Origin of the sequence: Streptomyces sp. A012304 (genome assembly GCF_026008495.1) — a bacterium.
Taxonomy (GTDB): domain Bacteria; phylum Actinomycetota; class Actinomycetes; order Streptomycetales; family Streptomycetaceae; genus Streptomyces.
The window spans coordinates 195285-213459 of record NZ_BQUN01000012.1 but is presented as its reverse complement, the minus strand read 5'-3'; the positions used below and the strand labels follow the sequence as shown (position 1 = coordinate 213459).

Sequence of the window (18175 nt, the reverse complement as noted above, 5' to 3'; positions counted from 1 at the left end):
CCGCCGCGGGAGCCGCCGGAGCGGGAGCCGGGGCCGGGGCCGGGGCCGGGGCGGGTGCCGCCGCCGGGACCGGGGTCATCGCGGCCGGCGCCGTCGGCGCGGGGGCCTGCTGCGGGAAGACCTGGGCCGCCGCCGGCAGCGGCATCCCCGCGCCGTTGGACGCGTTGGTCTGCGCCGCCGCCGGCACCTGCATGCCGACGGCGGCGGCCGGAGCCGCGACGAGCCCCGGCATTCCGGCGCCGACGGCCTGAGCGGCAAGGCCTTGTATGCCGGCCCCGTTGGTGGCACCCACCAGCCGGTCCACCGCCGCCGTACCCGAGCTGTAGCTGGTCCCAGCCCCCAGCTCGGGCACGGCGGCTCCCCTCCTGGCCCCGTAGAGCACCTGTTCCAGGCCGGACACCAGGCGACGCACGTCCACCTGGGGGCGCACCACGAGCCGCAGGAAGCGGCTGGAGGAGCCGATCTTGTTGCCGCACTCGCGGACCAGGATCCGGTGCTCGGTGAGCAGCCGGTCGCGGACCACGGTTCCCTCGGCACCCACGGGAAGGCGCACGAAGAGGAAGTTCCCCTGCGACGGATAGACGGTCAGACCCGGCAGGGCGGAGAGCTGGCTCGCCATCTCCAGACGGTCCCGGCGCACCTGCATCAGGCTCTGCGCGTACTCGGGGCCGTGCTCCTTCAGCATGAACACCACGTGCTCGGCGAAGGAGTTGAGGTTCCACTTGGGCAGCATGGAACGCACCCGGCCGGCCAGCGCCGGGTTCGCCACCAGGTAGCCGAAGCGGATGCCGTGCAGACCGAAGTTCTTGCCGAGGCTGCGCAGCACGATCACGTTCGGCCGCAGCATCGCCTCCTGGACCACGGACGGCTCGGCCTCGGCGTCCGCGAACTCCAGGAACGACTCGTCGATGACGACCAGGTCCAGGTCGGCCATCGCGTCCATGAACTGTGTGATCGCGTGCTTGTGCAGGAACCCGCCGTCCGGGTTGTTCGGGTTGCAGATCACGGCGACCCGGGTGCCGCGGGCACGGATGAACTCCGCGTACTGCGCCAGGTCCAGGGCGAACCCGCTGGACTCCTGGAGCGGGAACATGTCGACCCGCTTGCCCGTCTCCATCGGCTGGTCGGTCCAGCGGCCGAAGGTCGGGACCGGAACGGCGAGCGACTCGCGCACCAGCAGGTGGTCGATCCAGGTGATCAGCTCCGTGGAGCCGTTGCCCATCGCCACCGCCTGCGGCGGCAGCTGGAGGAGACTGCACAGCTCGGCGGTGATCGTGTCGGCGCTGCTCGGGTAGTACGTGATGATGTCCCGCAGCCGGGCCGACATCTCGTCGAACATCTGCGGTGTGGGGAAGTAGGGATTGCAGGGGATACAGAAGTCCACCGGGCCGTTGCCGTCCCCGCCCTCGCGGGTCAGCGCCGCCATCGACGGGCTGTGCGCCGCGGTGCTGCGGAACAGCGAGGTGACGTTGTCGGCCATGGAACCTCCGTATGGGGCGGGCCCGGTGGGGACGTCCGGGCCCGTCGTCATGTGGGCGGCCCGCGGCGGGAAGCCTGGGGCCGCCCCTAGATACGGAGGCTGGGGCGGCGCTGTTCAACCGCTGAGGATCCGGTGAGAACTTGTGCGCCGCCTGTGAAGGAGCGTCAGGTGCCGAACGAGTGGACCGTCGTCGACCGGTACGTCCCGCCCGGCCGCAGCACGGTCGAGGGGAACGACGGCTGGTTCGGCGAGTCGGGGAAGTGCTGCGTCTCCAGGCACAGCGCGTCGCCCTGGCGGTAGACCGTGCCACCGCCGCCGACGAGGGTGCCGTCGAGGAAGTTGCCCGAGTAGAACTGGAGACCGGGCTCGGTGGTCGCGATCCTCAGCGTGCGGCCGGAGGCGGGGTCGCGCAGCGTCGCGACGTGCTCGGGCCGCGCGGTGACGCCCTTGTCGAGCACCCAGTTGTGGTCGAACCCCTTGGCGTGCAGCAGCTGCTGGTCGGCGACGCGGATGTCCTCGCCGACGGTCTTGGCCCGGCGGAAGTCGAAGGGAGTGCCGGCGACCTCCGCCAGCTCCCCCGTGGGGATCAGACCCGCGTCGACGGGCGTGTAGCGGGAGGCGGCGAGCTCCAGCTCGTGGTCGAGGACCGAGCCGCTGTCCTCGCCGGCCAGGTTCCAGTAGACGTGGCTGGTGAGGTTGACGACGGTGGCCGCGTCGGTGGTGGCCTCGTAGTCGACGCGCCAGTCGCCGTCCCGGGTCAGGGTGTAGGTGACCCTCACCCTCAGCGTGCCCGGGTAGCCCTGCTCGCCGTCGGGGCTCGTGCGGGACAGGTACAGGCCGACGTCGGAGCCCCGGGTGAACGGCTCGACGTCCCACACCCGCTGGTCGAAGCCCCGGGCGCCGCCGTGCAGGCTGTTCGCGCCGTCGTTCACGGACAGCTGGTGGGTCTGGTCGTCGAGGGTGAACCGGCCCTCGCCGACACGGTTGCCGTAGCGGCCGATCAGGGCACCGAAGTACGGGCTCCCGGCGACGTACTCCTCGATGGTGCCGAAGCCCAGGGAGACGTTCTTGCGGCGGCCTTCGCGGTCGGGGATCTCCAGCGACTGGACGATGCCGCCGTAGGAGAGGACCGTCAGGCGGGTCCCGCCGTTCTCCAGGGACCAGCTGTGGATCTCCGTGCCGTCGGCGAGCTTGCCGAACAGGTTCTTCACGGTGTTGTGCCTCCCGAGACACGCGTGGGCCCCGCCGGACTGCTCCGGCGGGGCCCGATCGCCGACTTACGAACCGGACTTGCGCTTGTTCCAGACGTCGAACCCGACCGCGGCCAGCAGGGCCAGGCCCTTGATGACCTGCTGCCAGTCGGTGCCGACGCTGAGGAGGTTCATACCGTTGTTCAGCACGCCGAGAACGACACCGCCGATGATCGCGCCGAGCACGGTGCCGACACCGCCGCTCATGGACGCGCCACCGATGAACGCGGAGGCGATCGCCTCGAGTTCGTAGTTCAGGCCCGCCTTCGGCGAGGCCGCGTTGAGGCGCGCGGCGATCGCCAGACCTGCCAGGGCCGCGAGCACGCCCATGTTCAGGAAGATGTAGAAGGTGACCTTCTTGTCCTTGACGCCGGACAGCTTCGCCGCCGGCAGGTTGCCGCCGATCGCGTAGATGTGACGGCCGAAGACGGTGTTGCGCATGACGTAGCCGTAGCCCACCACCAGCGCGCCCAGGATCAGCAGGATGATCGGCGCGCCCTTCCAGCTGGCGAGCAGCAGGGTGACGGTGAGCAGGGCGGCGGAGAGCGCGACGAGCTTGAGCAGGAAGACGTTGGTCGGCAGCACGTCGAGCGAGAACTCCTGCTGACGCTTCCTGTCCCGGACCTCCTGAAGGACCACGGAGGCGATCAGGACGAGGCCGAGGAGCAGCGTGAGGTTGTGGTAGTTGGTCTCCGGGCCGGTCTCCGGCAGGAAGCCGTTGCCGATCTTCTGCAGCCCCAGCGGGAAGGGACCGAGGGTCTGGCCCTCCAGCAGGATCTCCGTCACACCGCGGAAGGTGAGCATGCCGGCGAGGGTGACGATGAACGAGGGTATGCCGAGGTAGGCGATGAAGAAGCCTTGCACCGCGCCCGCCACGGCGCCCGCCAACAGGCAGAGCGCGACGGCGACGGGCCACGGCACGTCGTTCTGCACGGTCAGCACGGCCGCGAACGCGCCCACGAAGGCCGTCAGCGAACCGACCGACAGGTCGATGTGGCCCGCGATGATCACCAGCATCATGCCGATCGCGAGGATCAGGACATAGCTGTTCTGCAGCACCAGGTTGGAGATGTTGTGTGGCGTCAGCAGGCCGCCGTCGGTCCACACGGCGAACAGCACCACGATCAGGCCGAGCGCGATCAGCATGCCGTACTGACGCATGTTGCGGCGCATGCCGTCCAGCATCAGCTGGAGCAGGTTCCCGCCTGCCGCGCCTCCGCTCTTGCCGGGCGGCGCGGGGGCCGGGCTCTTGGCGGTCACTTCCGTGCTCATCGGGTTACCTCTTTGTCCTTCGTCATCTGACGCATCAGCGATTCCTGCGTGGCCTCGGCACGCGGGAACTCACCTGTCAGCCGCCCTGCGGCCATCGTGTAGATGCGGTCGCACATCCCGAGCAGCTCCGGCAGCTCGGAGGAGATGAAGACGACCGCCTTGCCCTCGGCGGCCAACTTGTCGATGACCGTGTAGATCTCGTACTTGGCGCCGACGTCGATACCGCGCGTCGGCTCGTCCAGGATCAGCACGTCCGGACCCGCGAAGATCCACTTGCTGAGGACGACCTTCTGCTGGTTGCCGCCGGACAGCTTGCCCACCGGCTCGAAGACGGTCGGCGCCTTGATGTTCATGGACTTGCGGTAGCGCTCGGCGACCTGCCGCTCCTCGTGCTCGTCGACCACACCCCGCTTGGCGACCTTGCTCAGGGCGGTCAGCGAGATGTTCCGGTTGATGGTGTCGATGAGGTTGAGGCCGTAGTGCTTGCGGTCCTCGGTGACGTACGCGATGCCGTGTCCGATCGCCTCCGCGACGGTCTTGGTACGGATCTCCTTGCCGTCCTTGAGGACCGTGCCGCCCGCGTGCCGGCCGTACGTCCGTCCGAAGACGCTCATCGCGAGTTCGGTACGGCCGGCGCCCATCAGGCCCGCGATACCGACGATCTCCCCGCGCCGCACGTTGATCGACACGTCGTCGACGACCTTGCGCTGCTGGTCGATCGGGTGGTGCACGGTCCAGTTGCGGATCTCCAGGGCCGGCGCCGCGCCCGCCTCGGGCTCGTGCGGGGTGCGCTCGGGGAAGCGGTGGTCGAGGTCGCGGCCCACCATGCCGGAGATGATCCGGTCCTCGGTGGTCTCCTCGGCCTTCACATCGAGGGTCTCGATGGACTTCCCGTCGCGGATGATCGTCACCGAGTCGGCGACCCGGCGGATCTCGTTGAGCTTGTGGGAGATGATGATCGAGGTGATGCCCTGGTTCTTCAGCTCCAGGATGAGATCGAGGAGTTTGCCGCTGTCCTCGTCGTTCAGAGCCGCGGTCGGCTCGTCGAGGATGAGCAGCTTCACCTTCTTCGACAGCGCCTTCGCGATCTCCACGAGCTGCTGCTTGCCCACGCCGATGTCGGCGACGCGGGTCTCCGGGTGGTCGTCGAGACCGACCCGGCGCAGCAGCTCGGTGGCGTGCCTAAGGGTGTCGTTCCAGTTGATGATCCCGCGCGAGGCGTGCTCGTTGCCGAGGAAGATGTTCTCCGCGAGGGACAGGAACGGCACAAGCGCCAGCTCCTGGTGGATGATGACGATGCCGTGCTGCTCGCTCGCCCGGATGTCCTTGAACTCGCAGACCTCTCCCTCGAAGAGGATGTCGCCCTCGTAGCTGCCGTGCGGATGGACGCCGGAGAGCACCTTCATCAAGGTGGACTTCCCGGCGCCGTTCTCACCGCAGATGGCGTGGACCTCGCCCTGGCGGACGGTCAGTGAGACGTCCGACAGCGCTTTCACACCGGGAAAGGTCTTGACGATCGAGCGCATTTCCAGGACGGGTCCCGCCATGGTCGTGCCTTCCAATCCGTAAGGGTCGACGCTTACTTGAGCTGGTCCGCGGTGTAGTAGCCGCCCTTGACGAGGACCTCTTCGTAGTTGGCCTTGTCCACGCTCACCGGCTGCAGCAGGTACGAGGGGACGACCTTGTTGCCGTTGTCGTACGACTTGGTGTCGTTGACCTCGGGCTTCTTGTCGTTCAGGACCGCGTCCACCATGTTCGAGGCGACCTTGGCCAGCTCACGCAGGTCCTTGTAGACCGTCTGCGTCTGCTCGCCCGCGATGATCGACTTCACCGAGGCCAGCTCGGCGTCCTGGCCGGTGAGGACCGGCAGCGGCTTGCTCTTGGTGCCGTAACCGTCGGACTTCAGCGCCGACAGGATGCCGATGGAGATGCCGTCGTACGGGGAGAGGACCGCGTCGACCTTCTTGTTCGTGTACGTCTTGCTGAGGATGTCGTCCATGCGGCGCTGGGCGGTGGCGCCGTCCCAGCGCAGCGTGGTGACCTGCGTGATCGCGGTCTGGCCGGACTGGACGACGAGCTTCTTGCTGTCGATGTACGGCTGCAGGACGCTCATCGCGCCGTTGAAGAAGTACTTCGTGTTGTTGTCGTCGTTGGAGCCGGCGAACAGCTCGATGTTGAAGGGGCCCTTGCCGCTCTTCAGACCGAGCTTCTCGACGATGTAGTTGGCCTGGAGCTCGCCCACCTTGGAGTTGTCGAAGGAGGCGTAGTAGTCGACGTTCGGGCTGTTGAGGATCAGGCGGTCGTAGGAGATGACCGGGATGTTCGCGTCCTTGGCCTGCTGGAGCACGTTGTCGAGCGACTTGTTGTCGATCGCGGCGATGATCAGCGCCTTGACATCCTGGGCGATCAGGTTCTCGATCTGCGAGACCTGCTGCTCGGGCTTGTCCTCGCCGTAGACCAGCTTGGTCTTGTAGCCCTTGGCCTCCAGGTCCGCGACGACGTTCTTGCCGTCGGAGATCCAGCGCTCGGAGGACTTGGTGGGCATCGCGATGCCGATCGTGGCGCCCTTCGTGCTGCCGCCCGCCTTCTCCTCGCTGCCGCCCTCACCGCTCTGGCCACAGGCGGACAGGGTCAGGGCGAGGGAGGCGGCGCCGGCGACGGCGGCGATTGCGGCTCTGCGAGTACGCATGGTCATCAGTCCTTGCTGTGGTGAAGGGAAGGCCTCGGTCCGAGAGGTGAAGCCGCTCAGGGCGGTGGCGGAAGGACCGAGAAAAAAATGCGCGTGTGGGATTGTGTTCGGCTGCGTCGCGTTTTGTGAAGGGGGATTGTCCGGACCGTTATGCGGAAGTTTCGAACCGGTTCAGATCGCCGGGCAGCCGGGACCCCAGAGGAGCCATGTCGCCGTCGGCTCCGTGCCGCGCGAGCAGGTCCAGGGCCAGCCGGCCGCGCCGCACCCGCTCCTTGGCGGTGGACAGCGTCAGGTCCCGCATGTGGTGACCGTACGGGTAGATGCCGGGAGCCTTGGACAGCCCGAACTTAAGGTACAGGGGCGCGCCGCGTCGGATCAGCTCGGCGACCTCGTACATCCGGACGTACCCGCCCAGATCGTCGGGAGCCTCGATGTACATGTCCATCGGAGCGGCCGAAACCCTGCGGATCTCGGTGAGGTGATCGAGCGTCAGATCGCTGGGCACGTTGATCGAGTCGCCGCCCAGCTGCTCGTACACCGCGTAGGCGGCAGGGTTGACGGGACCGATCAGGGCCGACACCTTGAACGTGGTGTCGGCCGGGAGGATGCCGGCCACGCGCGCCCGGTGCAGCGTCCACAGCACGCCCTCGTCGGCCACCAGCAGGCACTTCACGCCCAGCTCCGTGGCGCGGACGGCGTCCTCCACGCATCCGGCCACCGCGTCGTGGCCGCGGGCTCTCAGGCCCGCGCCGCGCGAGTCGGTGCGGGTGGAGCCGCCGATGTCCCAGGTGCCGCGCGGCCCGGTGAACAGGCACAGCTCGATGTCACGCTCGGCGGTGGCCTCGACCATCTCGGTGATCTCGGCGTCGGTCAGCATCCACACGCCGCTGCCCTGGCTGATCCGGTGGATCGGCACGTCGAGCCGTGCGGCCTCCTTCAGGACGACGGCCAGCGCTTCGGGACCCTCGCACGAGGGGATCTCGGTGCGCCAGCGGCCCCCGCCCGGGAAGGTGTGGGGGGAGGCGTCGGCGGGGTCGAGGGCGGGCGCGCCCAGGCCGAGCGAGGTGAGCACCTGCTCACCGGGTCGACGGGCGTCCGTGGCGGAAGCGTCGGTCGTCACAAGCTGTCCTTTGTGTTCGGTATTTCGGACAATATTCGAAGGGCAAGGCGTGGGAGGGCCTGGTGGTACGCCGGTGCGGAGACCGTCAGGTCGCCCCCGCACCGGCGTACGTCTAGGGACGGAGCAGTACCTTGCCCACCTTCGGATCGCCGGATCCCACCAACTCGATCGCCTCGGAGAAATCGGCGAGCGGCAGCTCATGGGTGACCAGCGGCAGCGGGTCGAGCAACCCGGCGCCGAACACCCGTACCGTGTGCGACCAGGCGTCCGGCGGCGCCCCGAAGACGGTGTGCACCTCCAGCTGCCGTACGACCAGGTCCGTGGGGTCGAGCCCGTCGGCGCCCGGCGCCGGGATGCCCGTCAGCACGAGCCGGCCGCCACGCCGGAGCAGGGAGGCGGCGGTCTGGGCGGCGGACGCCGACCCGGCGGTCTCGATCACCACGTCGAAGTCGTCGGGCAGCTCCTGGTCCCGGGTGCGGAAGTCGGTGGCCCCGAACCGCCGGGAGAGCGCCTCCCGGTCGTTGCGCGTGCCCACGACCAGCAGCTCGCTCGGCGAGCCCGCCTTCAGGAACTGGACGGCGAACATGCCCAGCGTCCCGGTCCCCACGACCGCGACCCGTTCGCCCGGCAGGGCGTGCGCCTTGATCGCGGCGGCCGCGATGCAGGCGGCCGGCTCCAGCAGGGCCGCCGCCGTCAGATCGGCGTCCTCGGGCAGGACGTGCAGCAGCCGGGCCGGAAGGGTCAGCGTGGCGGCCATCGCACCCGGCTGGGTGAACCCGGTCTCCTCGTACCCGTCACTGCACAGCGTCGTCTCACCCGCGTGGCAGCGGTCGCACACCTGGCAGTTGCGGAAGCCCTCACCGACGACCTTGCGGCCCACGAGGGACTCCGGCACCCCGGCGCCCACCGCCTCCACCGACCCCGACCACTCGTGGCCGGGGACGAGCGGATAGCGGACGTAGCCCTCGGGCCGGTTGCCCTGGTACACCTCACGGTCGCTGCCGCAGATGCCCACGGCGTGCACCCGCACGAGTGCCTCGCCGGGCCCGGGCTGCCGAGGCGTGTGCTCGGTGAGCCGGTGCTCGCCGGGCGCCTCGATCACGACGGCGGTGCTCACTTCTTGGTGCCCTTCGGCTTGCGCTGCTCCCAGCCCTCGGCCCACAGGTCGAAGCGGGCCTGCTGCTGCGGGAACTCGGCGGCCGCGTCGACGTCCAGCTCGACACCGAGACCGGGCGCGTCGGAGAGGTGGAAGTACCCGTCCACGACCTCCGGCGCTCCCTTGACCACCTTCTTGATCTCCGCGTCCGCGAAGTCGTTGAAGTGCTCGAGGATCTTGAAGTTGGGGGAGGTGAAGCCGACCTGGAGAGAGGCCGCCGTGAGCACGGACCCGCCGACGTTGTGCGGCGCGACCAGCATGTAGTGGGTCTCGGCGGTCGCGGCGAGCTTCCGGGTCTCCCAGATGCCGCCGATGTGACCGACGTCCGGCTGGATGATGTCCACGGCCTGGCTCTCGAAGAGCTCGCGGAACTCGATCCGGTCGTGGATGCGCTCACCGGTGGCGACCGGGATGTCGACCTTGGCGGCGACCTTCTCCAGCGCCTTCAGGTTCTCCGGCGGGCAGGGCTCCTCCAGCCAGGCGGGCTTGAACGGTGCCAGCTCCTTGGCGAGGCGGACGGCGGTCGCGGGCGAGAACCGGCCGTGCATCTCCAGCATCAGCTCGGCGTCCGGCCCGATGGCGTCGCGCACGGCCTCGATGAGGGAGACGGCGTACAGGGTCTGCTCGTGGTCCAGCTCGAAGTGGCCGGTGCCGAAGGGGTCGATCTTGAGCGCCTTGTACCCGCGCTCCATGACCCCCTGGGCGGCCTTGTGGTAGGCCTCCGGCGTCCGTTCGGTGGTGTACCAGCCGTTGGCGTAGGCCTTTACCTTGTCGGTCACCTTCCCGCCGAGCAGCTGCCAGACCGGCACGCCGAGGGCCTTGCCCTTGATGTCCCAGCAGGCCATCTCCACGACCGCGATGCCGGACATCACGATCTCGCCGGCGCGGCCGTAGTCGCCGTACTTCATACGGCGCGTGAGGTCCTCGACAGCGAACGGGTCGGATCCGAGAATGTGATTGGCCTCGGCCTCTCGCAGGTAGCCGATCAGTGCGTCGGTGTGGCCCAGCATGCGGGTCTCGCCGACGCCCGTGATGCCCTCGTCGGTGTGCACCAGGACGTAGGTCAGGTTGCGCCAGGGCGTCCCGACCACATGAGTGCTGATTCCGGTGATGCGCACGGAAGTTACCTTTCGGCCGTTCGAGATTTCGTCACATGTTCGAAATGCTGGGCAGACAGTAAGGATGCCCCGCGGGGAGTGTCAATGGGTCGAACAGGTAACGGTTTCGGCAGTTTCGCCGCCCCTTGAGGAAATCGATGTATGGGGATGTGTGCCAGGTCACGCAAGTCGGCGCACCGGTATGGCCGGTTCCCACACAACTTTCACCAGGTGAGCCTAGGAAGGCGACCACTCCGGCACCTAGTCTTCCCGCGTCATGGACTACTGCCACCCGTGCCGACGGCACCTCAACGGCGCCCTCGCCTGCCCGGGGTGCGGCGCACCTGCCGCAGAGCTACGCGCGTATCCGCAGGACGCGCCCGAGCCGCAGCCGTACGGCGACGCCGACGACTCCCACGCTCCGGTCGAACACGGCGATGACGGCGACCGGGATGATCAGGGCGATCGGGGCGATCAGGGCGCTGAGGCCGAGCAGCAGGGCCGCCCGGCCCGCCGCCGTGAGCGGGGCCGGGGCGGCCGGCGGGGTTCGGCGGCCGCGTCCGACGCGCCGGAGGCGAGCCGTCGCGACCGCAAGGCCGCGGTCCACCGCCGGCGCCGCAGGCGTACGGTGCTCATCACCGCCGGCTTCGTCCTGGCGGCGGGCGGCCTGAGCCTGGCCGAGCTCGGCGTGGACGCGCCCGGGTTCCCCTCCTCGTCGAACCCGGCGGCGGCCGGGGGCGAGTCGTCCGAGCTGGACGGCTCGTCGGCGGAGCCGAGCGCCTCCGGGCGGCCCCTGGACGACCGGACGGACACGGGCGGGGACAAGACCTCGCCGTCCCCCGACGCCTCCGCCAGCGCCTCCGCCTCTCCGTCGGCGTCGGCGTCGAAGTCCCCGGGCGACGAGGAAGCCACCCAGACCCCCGAGCGGGAAGCCCAGTCGGCCACCCGCCCCGGCTCCGCGGGTTCCACCCCGCCGGACTCCGACTCCACCCCGACCGCCGCCCCGACCCCGACGGACGAGCCCTCCCAGCCGCAGCCCTCCCCGTCGGAGACCTGCACCCGCTTCCTGTGGTGGTGCGCGTAGGCCCCCACCAGGCCGAACGACACCCCCCGTCCCGAGCGCAACGGCCGCCGACCCGCCGCCGAGCGGTCGGGCGCGGGCGCCCGGACCCGCCGGGAATCACGCCGCCGTACCCGCCGACCGGCGCGCCGCCGAGCGGGCCGTTGCCCTGCCCGCAGGCGCGCCGCCGTCCCCGGCCGGGTCGGCCTGCCGCCGGCCGCGCCCCGGGCGGCTTGAGCCGTCACCGCCGGAGACGTGGACGCGCTGTCGCGCTCCGCCGGTGCCGGGGTGGGCCATGCCGCCGAGCGGTCGGACGCGGGCGCCTGGACCCGCCGGGAGGCGCGTCGCCGTATCCGTCGAGCGGTCGGACGCGTGCACCTCCACCCGCCGGAAAGCGCGTCGCCGTACCCCCGACCGGCGCGCCGCCGAGTGGGGCGGTGTGGTGCGTTCCCGATCGGCGGGACGTGCCGTCGGGCGGTGCCTCGCGGGCGCGTCGTGCCATGCCGTCGTGCCGTCGAACGGTGCCGTGTGCGGCCGTGTGAGCGCCTCCATCTGCCGCGGAGTGTGCCGTCGTACTCGGGCGGATCGGGGCCGTGGGTCCAGGCGGATCGGGCCGTCGGCGCGGGGCGGATCGGGCCGTCGATCCGGGCGGATCGGGGTCGTCGGGGCGGGGCGGATGGGGCCTTGTGGGCGGTGGTGGTCTCAACCACCGTTGAGGGGCGCGTTATTCAACCGTGACGACGTTCCGGCGCAGACCCCTTGACCGCCATGAATTGTTAGCGCTCACAATGACCTCCGCATTCACCGGTCAGCGTCCGACGACAACACGGGAGGTATGAGCGTCATGCCCACAGAGTCCCCACCTGTCCATCCGGCGTGAAGCCGACGGCGCGGAGCCTTCCGCCCACATCGCAGGCGTTATCGGCAGACGACCGCCAAGGAGGTGCGGCCGTGACTCACGCTCAGCTGCGGCCACCCACCATGGCCGACGTGGCCCGCATGGCCGGCGTGTCCCACCAGACCGTTTCCCGGGTGCTGGGGGACCACCCCAATGTGCGGCAAGAGACCCGGGCCAAGGTGCTGCGCGCGATCGAGGAGATGGGTTACCGTCGCAACTCCTCCGCACGTGCCCTGGCAACGCGTCGCACCCGCACCCTGGGCGTGGTCGCCTCCGACACCACCCTCTTCGGACCGGCCAGTACCTTGTTCGCGCTCGAAGAGGCGGCACGCGCAGAGGGATACCTCGTCTCGACGGTCAGTCTGCGCAAACTGACGGTGGAGACGCTCTCCGAGGCCCTTGACCACCTCAGTGACGGCGGGGTCGAGGGGGTCGTCGCCATCGCCCCGCAGCGGTCGGCGGTGGAGGCGCTTGCCGAACTCCGCCACCCGTTCCCGGTGGTGGTCGTGGGCGGCGGGACCGATGTGGACATCTCCAGTGTCAGCGTCGACCAGCAGCTCGGAGCCCGGCTCGCCACCGGTCATCTGCTGGCCGCCGGCCACCGCAAGGTCTGGCACCTCGCGGGGCCGGAGGACTGGCAGGAGGCCGCCGACCGGGCCGCCGGCTGGCGGACGACCCTCGAAGCGGCGGGTGTCGAGCCACCGATGCTGCTGCGCGGTGACTGGAGCCCGCTCTCGGGTTATCGTGCGGGCCAGGAACTGGCCGGCTGGGTGGGCCGGGGACTGACCGCCGTCTTCGTCGCCAACGACCAGATGGCACTGGGGGTGTTGAGGGCCCTGCGGGAGGCGGGGGTCCGAACCCCCCAGGACGTCGCGGTGGTCGGCTTCGACGACATCCCGGAGTCGGAGTTCTTCGCCCCACCGCTCACCACCGTCCGGCAGGACTTCGCGGCGGTGGGCAAACAAGGCATCGCGTTGCTCCTGGAGCTGATCGAGGGCCGGCCACCAGCCACCACGCCCCGGATCGCGATCGAACCCCAACTGGTCGTGCGCGCCAGTACTTTCCCCTACACCGCCCAGCCGGACGGCGGACCCCTCTGATCTACCGACCAGCCACACCCTCCCTTCCGTGTGGCCGACATACCGAACAATGATCGACAGGCTGGACGCAGTGCGGCCGGTCCCATCGAGTACCAGCGGTCCATCCCCGGGCCGGCTCTTCAAAGGAGAAGAACATGCTCAACAGACGGAACTTCCTCACTGCGGCGGTCGGCGTGGCGGCGGCGGGCGGCCTCGCGGCCTGCGCCAAGAAGGACGAGGGCGGCGACAGCTCCTCCTCCGGTGGCGGCAGCAAGACGATCACCCTCGGCTTCGCCCAGGTCGGCTCCGAGAGCGGCTGGCGCACCGCCAACACCGAGTCGGTGAAGTCGGCCGCCAAGGACGCGGGCATCAAGCTGCAGTTCTCCGACGCGCAGCAGAAGCCGGAGAACCAGATCTCCGCGATCCGCAGCTTCATCGCGCAGAAGGTGGACGTCATCGCCTTCTCGCCGGTGGTCGTCAAGGGCTGGGACGCCGTGCTCAAGGAGGCCCAGGCGGCGAAGATCCCGGTCGTCCTGACCGACCGGTCCGTCGAGAGCGACGAGTCCCTGTTCCTCACCCTGGTCGGCTCCGACTTCACCGACGAGGGCCGCCGCGCCGCCAAGATCCTGGAGAAGGTTCTGCAGAAGGCCGGCCACAAGGGCAAGGTGAAGATCGCCCAGCTGGAGGGCACCACCGGTGCCGCCCCCGCGATCGAGCGCGCCAAGGGCTTCAAGGAGGTCATGGACGCCGAGCACAAGGACGACTGGGAGATCGTCGCCAGCCAGAGCGGTGACTTCACCCGCGCCGGCGGCAAGCAGGTCATGGCGGCCTTCCTGCAGTCCAACCCGGACATCGACGTGCTGTTCGCGCACAACGACGACATGGGTCTCGGCGCCATCCAGGCCATCGAGGCGGTCGGCAAGAAGCCCGGCAAGGACATCCTCATCGTCACGGTCGACGGCGTGAAGGACGGCTTCATCGCCATGTCCGAAGGCAAGATCAACGCGATCGTCGAGTGCAACCCGCTGCTCGGCCCGCAGCTGATGGACGTCGTGAAGAAGGTCCACGCCGGCGAGAAGGTCGAGCGCTGGATCAAGACCAAGGAGAGCGACTTCATGCAGGACCAGGCCAAGGACGCGCTCCCCACCCGTAAGTACTGACCGACCGCACCCACCGGCAGGGAGCCTCCGGCCGGCCGGCGACCATCCGGTCCCGGGAGGCTCCCTGCGGGCCTGAACCCATTTCATGAGGAGCGCTGCCATGGCAGAGCCGCAGCCCGTCCTGGAGATGACGGGCATAGTCAAAGAGTTTCCGGGGGTACGGGCTCTGTCGGGCGTCGACTTCCGGCTCTTCCCCGGTGAGATCCACGCCCTCATGGGCGAGAACGGAGCCGGGAAGTCCACCCTCATCAAGGTGCTGACCGGGGTCTACTCCCTGGACGGCGGCACCATCACCCTCGACGGCAAGGCCGTGCGGATCGGCAGCCCGCTGGAGGCACAGCACGCCGGCATCAGCACGGTCTACCAGGAGGTCAACCTCTGCCCCAACCTCTCGGTGGCGGAGAACATCTTCATCGGCCGTGAACCCACCCGCGCGGGCCGCATCCAGTGGAAGCAGATACGCAAGCAGGCCGCGGAGATGGTCGACCGGCTCGGCCTCGACATCGACGTGACGGCACCGCTGTCCGCGTACCCGCTGGCCGTGCAGCAACTGGTCGCGATCGTACGGTCGGTGGGCCACGGCGACAGCGACGGCCAGGGCTCCGGCACCAAGGTGCTCGTCCTGGACGAGCCCACCTCCAGCCTCGACCGCGACGAGGTCCTCGAACTGTTCCGCCTGATGCGGCGCCTGCGGGACGAGGGCGTCGCGATCCTCTTCGTGTCGCACTTCCTCGACCAGATCTACGAGATCTGCGACCGGATGACCGTGCTGCGCAACGGCACCCTGGTCGGCGAGCACATGGTCGCCGACCTCGACCAGGTCGGGCTGATCGAGCTGATGATCGGCAAGGCCCTGGACCAGCTGGAGGAGCTGCACGAGCACCAGCTGCGCTCCGACGTCGGTGAGACGCTCGTCAAGGCCGAGGGCCTCGGCCGCACCGGCGGTATCGCCCCCTTCGACCTGGAGATCAAGAAGGGCGAGGTGCTCGGCCTCGCCGGACTGCTCGGCTCGGGCCGCACCGAACTGGCCCGGCTGCTGTTCGGCGCCGACCAGCCCGACAGCGGCAAGGTGACCGTCGCCGGCAAGCAGGTCTCGATGAGCGCCCCCAACGACGCCATCGGCGCAGGTGTCGCGTTCTGCTCGGAGAACCGCAAGACCGAGGGCCTCGTCCCCGACCTCACGGTGCGCGAGAACATCATCCTCGCCCTCCAGGCATCCCGCGGCTGGACCCGGCCCATCCCGGCCTCCCAGCGCGACGAACTCGTCGCCAAGTACATCAAGGCCCTCGACATCCGCCCCGCCAACCCCGAGGCCCGCGTCGGCCAGCTGAGCGGCGGCAACCAGCAGAAGGTGCTGCTCGCCCGCTGGCTGATCACCCAGCCGAAGCTGCTGATCCTCGACGAGCCCACGCGCGGCATCGACGTCGGCGCCAAGGCCGAGATCCAGAAGCTCGTCGTCTCCCTGTCCGAGGACGGCATGTCCGTGCTGTACATCGCGGCCGAACTGGAGGAGGTGCTCCGGCTCAGCCACACCATCGGAGTGCTGCGCGACCGCAAGCTCGTGGCGCAGCTGACCAACGGGCCGGAGATCACCACCAGCAAGATCCTGGAGACCATCGCGAGCGGAGAGCACCAGTGAGTACCCCGGCAGTGACCACCCCCTCCCGCTGGCGAGCACTGACGCACCACCACCTGTTCTGGCCGGTCGCGGTCCTGGTCGTTCTGCTGCTCGTCAACGTCCCCTTCACCCCCGACTTCTTCGCGATCCGGATGACCGACGGCCACCTCTACGGCAGCCTCGTCTCGATCGTGCTGTTCGCCTCGCCGCTGATCCTGGTGGCGGTCGGCATGACCCTGGTCATCGCCACCGGCGGCATCGACCTCTCCGTCGGCGCCGTGGTCGCCATCACCGGCGCCCTGACCTGCTCGTACATCAGCGACCAGGCCGACCAGAACGCGCTGGCGGGGGTCTTCCTCGCCATGGGCATCGGCCTGGTGGCGGCCGTCGTCTGCGGCCTGTGGAACGGCTTCCTGGTCGCCCGGATGGGCATCCAGCCCATCATCGCGACCCTCATCATCATGGTCGCCGGACGCGGTGTCGCCCAGCTGATCGCCGACGGCCAGATCATCACCATCAACAGCGAGCCCTACAAGCTGATCGGCGGCGGCTACTGGCTGACCCTGCCGTTCTCCATCTTCGTGGTGGCCGCGGTCGTCGCCGTCACGGTGGCGCTGACCCGCCGCACGGCCCTCGGCCTGCTGGTCGAGTCGGTCGGCGGCAACGCCGAGGCCAGCCGCCTGGTCGGCATCCGATCCCGCCGTATCAAGATCATGGTGTACGTCTTCTGCGCCCTGTGCGCGGGCATCGCGGGCCTGATGATCAGTTCCAACACCTCTGCGGCGGACGGCAACAACGCCGGCCTGTGGATCGAACTCGACGCCATCCTCGCCGTGGTGATCGGCGGCACCTCGCTGCTCGGCGGCCGCTTCTCCATCGGCGGCACGGTGGTGGGCGCCCTGGTCATCCAGACCCTCACCACCACGATCTACACCATCGGCGTTCCCACCCAGACGAACCTGGTCTTCAAGGCCGCCGTGGTCATCGTCGTCTGTCTGCTCCAGTCCCCGAAGTTCCGCGCCAAGGTCCTCGGCTCCCGTGGGAAGACCACGGCCCCGGCGGTGCCGTCCGTGGCCCCCGCCGAGCCCGCCCCCAAGATGGAGGTGTCGTGATGAGTGCGACCACCCAGCCCCCCACGACACCGCAGAAGCCGGAAGGCCGTACACCTTCCGGGGGCGCCCGCCTGCTGGGCGACCGCCGGCTGCCCGTCCTGGTCACGGCCGGCCTGTTCCTCGCGATGTACATCGGCGGCCTCAGCCGCTACCAGAACTACGGCTTCGGCGAACCGCAGGTGTTCCTCAACCTGTTCATCGACAACGGCTATCTGCTGGTCGCCGCCGTCGGCGCCACCGTCGTCATCCTGTCCGGCGGCATCGACCTGTCCGTGGGCTCGGTGATCGGCTTCACGACGATGTTGACGGCGTGGCTGGTACAGGACGTGGGCCTGCCGCTCGTGCTCGTCGTCCCCATATCCCTCGGTGTGGGGGCGTTCGGCGGCTTCCTCATGGGCTATGTGATCCACAACTTCGAGATCCAGCCGTTCATCGTGACCCTCGCCGGCCTCTTCCTCTTCCGGGGCCTGTGCCTGGTCATCAGCAAGGAGTCGATCGCGATCGACGACTCCGCCGTGAGCAGCCTGGCCCTGACGCGGGTTCCGGTGGGGGTGGGCGAGCTGTCGATCGGCGCCCTGGTGTCCCTGGTCGTCCTGGCCGCGGCCTTCTACGTCCTCCACTACACCCGCTTCGGCCGCCGCATCTACGCCGTCGGCGGCAACGAGCAGTCGGCCCTCCTCATGGGTCTCCCGCTGGGCGGTACGAAGATCGCGGTCTACACGATGAGCGGCTTCTGCTCCGCGCTCGCCGGCCTGCTCTTCATGCTCTACATCCAGTCCGGCGACCCGCTGCACGCGGTGGGCATGGAACTCGACGCGATCGCCGCGGTGGTCATCGGCGGCACCCTGCTGACGGGTGGCTCCGGCTATGTCCTGGGCACGCTGTTCGGCGTCCTCGTCCTGGGCCTGATCAAGAGCATCATCCAGTTCGAGGGCACGCTCAGCTCCTGGTGGACGAAGATCGCCACCGGTGTGCTGCTGTGCGCGTTCATCCTGATCCAGCGTTTCATGACGACCCGTAAGCAGACCTGACCCGACGGCGGATTCCGGGCCGCTCTGCGTTCTCCGGGCGCTGTCGACGGCCTCCGTAGGCCATCCGGGCTATCGGTGACACCAACCCCCTCTTGTTGCAGTTGAGTCGAACAGGTACACCTCGCCGTACCGATCTCCGGCAGCACCGATCGC

Annotated in this window: 15 protein-coding genes; 6 read left to right on the top strand and 9 right to left on the bottom strand. The window is 69.2% G+C overall.

Annotation, left to right across the window (positions count from 1 at the left end):
* The 9 genes from ALMP_RS04055 to ALMP_RS44110 form a co-directional block, all read right to left on the bottom strand.
* Window positions 1-1480: histidinol-phosphate transaminase (locus ALMP_RS04055; protein WP_264924668.1), on the bottom strand; the 1480-nt coding region annotated here is incomplete at its 3' end.
* 164 nt (window positions 1481-1644) lie between these two features.
* The gene (locus ALMP_RS04050) at window positions 1645-2691 is read right to left on the bottom strand and encodes an aldose epimerase family protein (protein ID WP_264924667.1); all 1047 of its coding nucleotides are present in this window, start codon (window positions 2689-2691) and stop codon (window positions 1645-1647) included.
* A gap of 66 nt (window positions 2692-2757) precedes the next feature.
* A complete protein-coding gene (gene mmsB, locus ALMP_RS04045) occupies window positions 2758-4002 on the bottom strand; it encodes a multiple monosaccharide ABC transporter permease (protein ID WP_264924666.1) in 1245 nt (414 codons plus the stop codon).
* Window positions 3999-5549: a multiple monosaccharide ABC transporter ATP-binding protein gene (gene mmsA, locus ALMP_RS04040; RefSeq protein WP_264924664.1), complete on the bottom strand. Its 1551-nt coding sequence runs from the start codon at window positions 5547-5549 to the stop codon at window positions 3999-4001. The genes mmsB and mmsA overlap by 4 nt, the downstream gene beginning before the upstream one ends.
* Before the next feature lie 32 nt (window positions 5550-5581).
* Entirely contained in the window at window positions 5582-6691 is a 1110-nt protein-coding gene (gene chvE / locus ALMP_RS04035; protein ID WP_375803424.1) for a multiple monosaccharide ABC transporter substrate-binding protein, read from the bottom strand.
* Window positions 6692-6839: 148 nt separating this feature from the next.
* Window positions 6840-7811 (bottom strand): hypothetical protein, encoded by a 972-nt coding sequence (locus tag ALMP_RS04030; RefSeq protein WP_264924662.1) that lies wholly within the window; start codon window positions 7809-7811, stop codon window positions 6840-6842.
* Window positions 7812-7923: 112 nt separating this feature from the next.
* Window positions 7924-8928, bottom strand: a complete 1005-nt coding sequence (locus ALMP_RS04025) for a zinc-binding dehydrogenase (RefSeq protein ID WP_264924661.1) — start codon at window positions 8926-8928, stop codon at window positions 7924-7926.
* Window positions 8925-10085, bottom strand: a complete 1161-nt coding sequence (locus ALMP_RS04020) for a mandelate racemase/muconate lactonizing enzyme family protein (RefSeq protein ID WP_264924660.1) — start codon at window positions 10083-10085, stop codon at window positions 8925-8927. Before ALMP_RS04020 ends, ALMP_RS04025 begins: the two co-directional genes overlap by 4 nt.
* Window positions 10086-10419: 334 nt before the next feature.
* Complete coding sequence (locus tag ALMP_RS44110; protein ID WP_309299428.1) at window positions 10420-10671, bottom strand: hypothetical protein; 252 nt, start codon at window positions 10669-10671, stop codon at window positions 10420-10422.
* Between the two features lie 21 nt (window positions 10672-10692).
* Between ALMP_RS44110 and ALMP_RS44105 the strand changes: the two genes are divergently transcribed.
* The 6 genes from ALMP_RS44105 (at window position 10693) to yjfF (ending at window position 18022) form a co-directional block, all read left to right on the top strand.
* Complete coding sequence (locus tag ALMP_RS44105) at window positions 10693-11148, top strand: hypothetical protein (protein ID WP_309299426.1); 456 nt, start codon at window positions 10693-10695, stop codon at window positions 11146-11148.
* Between the two features lie 927 nt (window positions 11149-12075).
* Window positions 12076-13122, top strand: coding sequence for a LacI family DNA-binding transcriptional regulator (locus tag ALMP_RS04010; protein WP_264924658.1), 1047 nt, complete (start codon window positions 12076-12078; stop codon window positions 13120-13122).
* Between the two features lie 134 nt (window positions 13123-13256).
* Window positions 13257-14261: an ABC transporter substrate-binding protein gene (locus ALMP_RS04005; protein ID WP_264924657.1), complete on the top strand. Its 1005-nt coding sequence runs from the start codon at window positions 13257-13259 to the stop codon at window positions 14259-14261.
* A 100-nt stretch (window positions 14262-14361) separates the two neighbouring features.
* Window positions 14362-15900: a sugar ABC transporter ATP-binding protein gene (locus ALMP_RS04000; RefSeq protein ID WP_264924656.1), complete on the top strand. Its 1539-nt coding sequence runs from the start codon at window positions 14362-14364 to the stop codon at window positions 15898-15900.
* Window positions 15897-16991, top strand: a complete 1095-nt coding sequence (locus tag ALMP_RS03995; protein WP_264924655.1) for an ABC transporter permease — start codon at window positions 15897-15899, stop codon at window positions 16989-16991. The genes ALMP_RS04000 and ALMP_RS03995 overlap by 4 nt, the downstream gene beginning before the upstream one ends.
* Window positions 16991-18022 carry a galactofuranose ABC transporter, permease protein YjfF gene (yjfF, locus tag ALMP_RS03990; protein WP_264924654.1) on the top strand — a complete coding sequence of 344 codons (1032 nt, stop codon included), beginning with the start codon at window positions 16991-16993 and terminating at the stop codon, window positions 18020-18022. Before ALMP_RS03995 ends, yjfF begins: the two co-directional genes overlap by 1 nt.
* Window positions 18023-18175 lie beyond the last annotated feature (153 nt).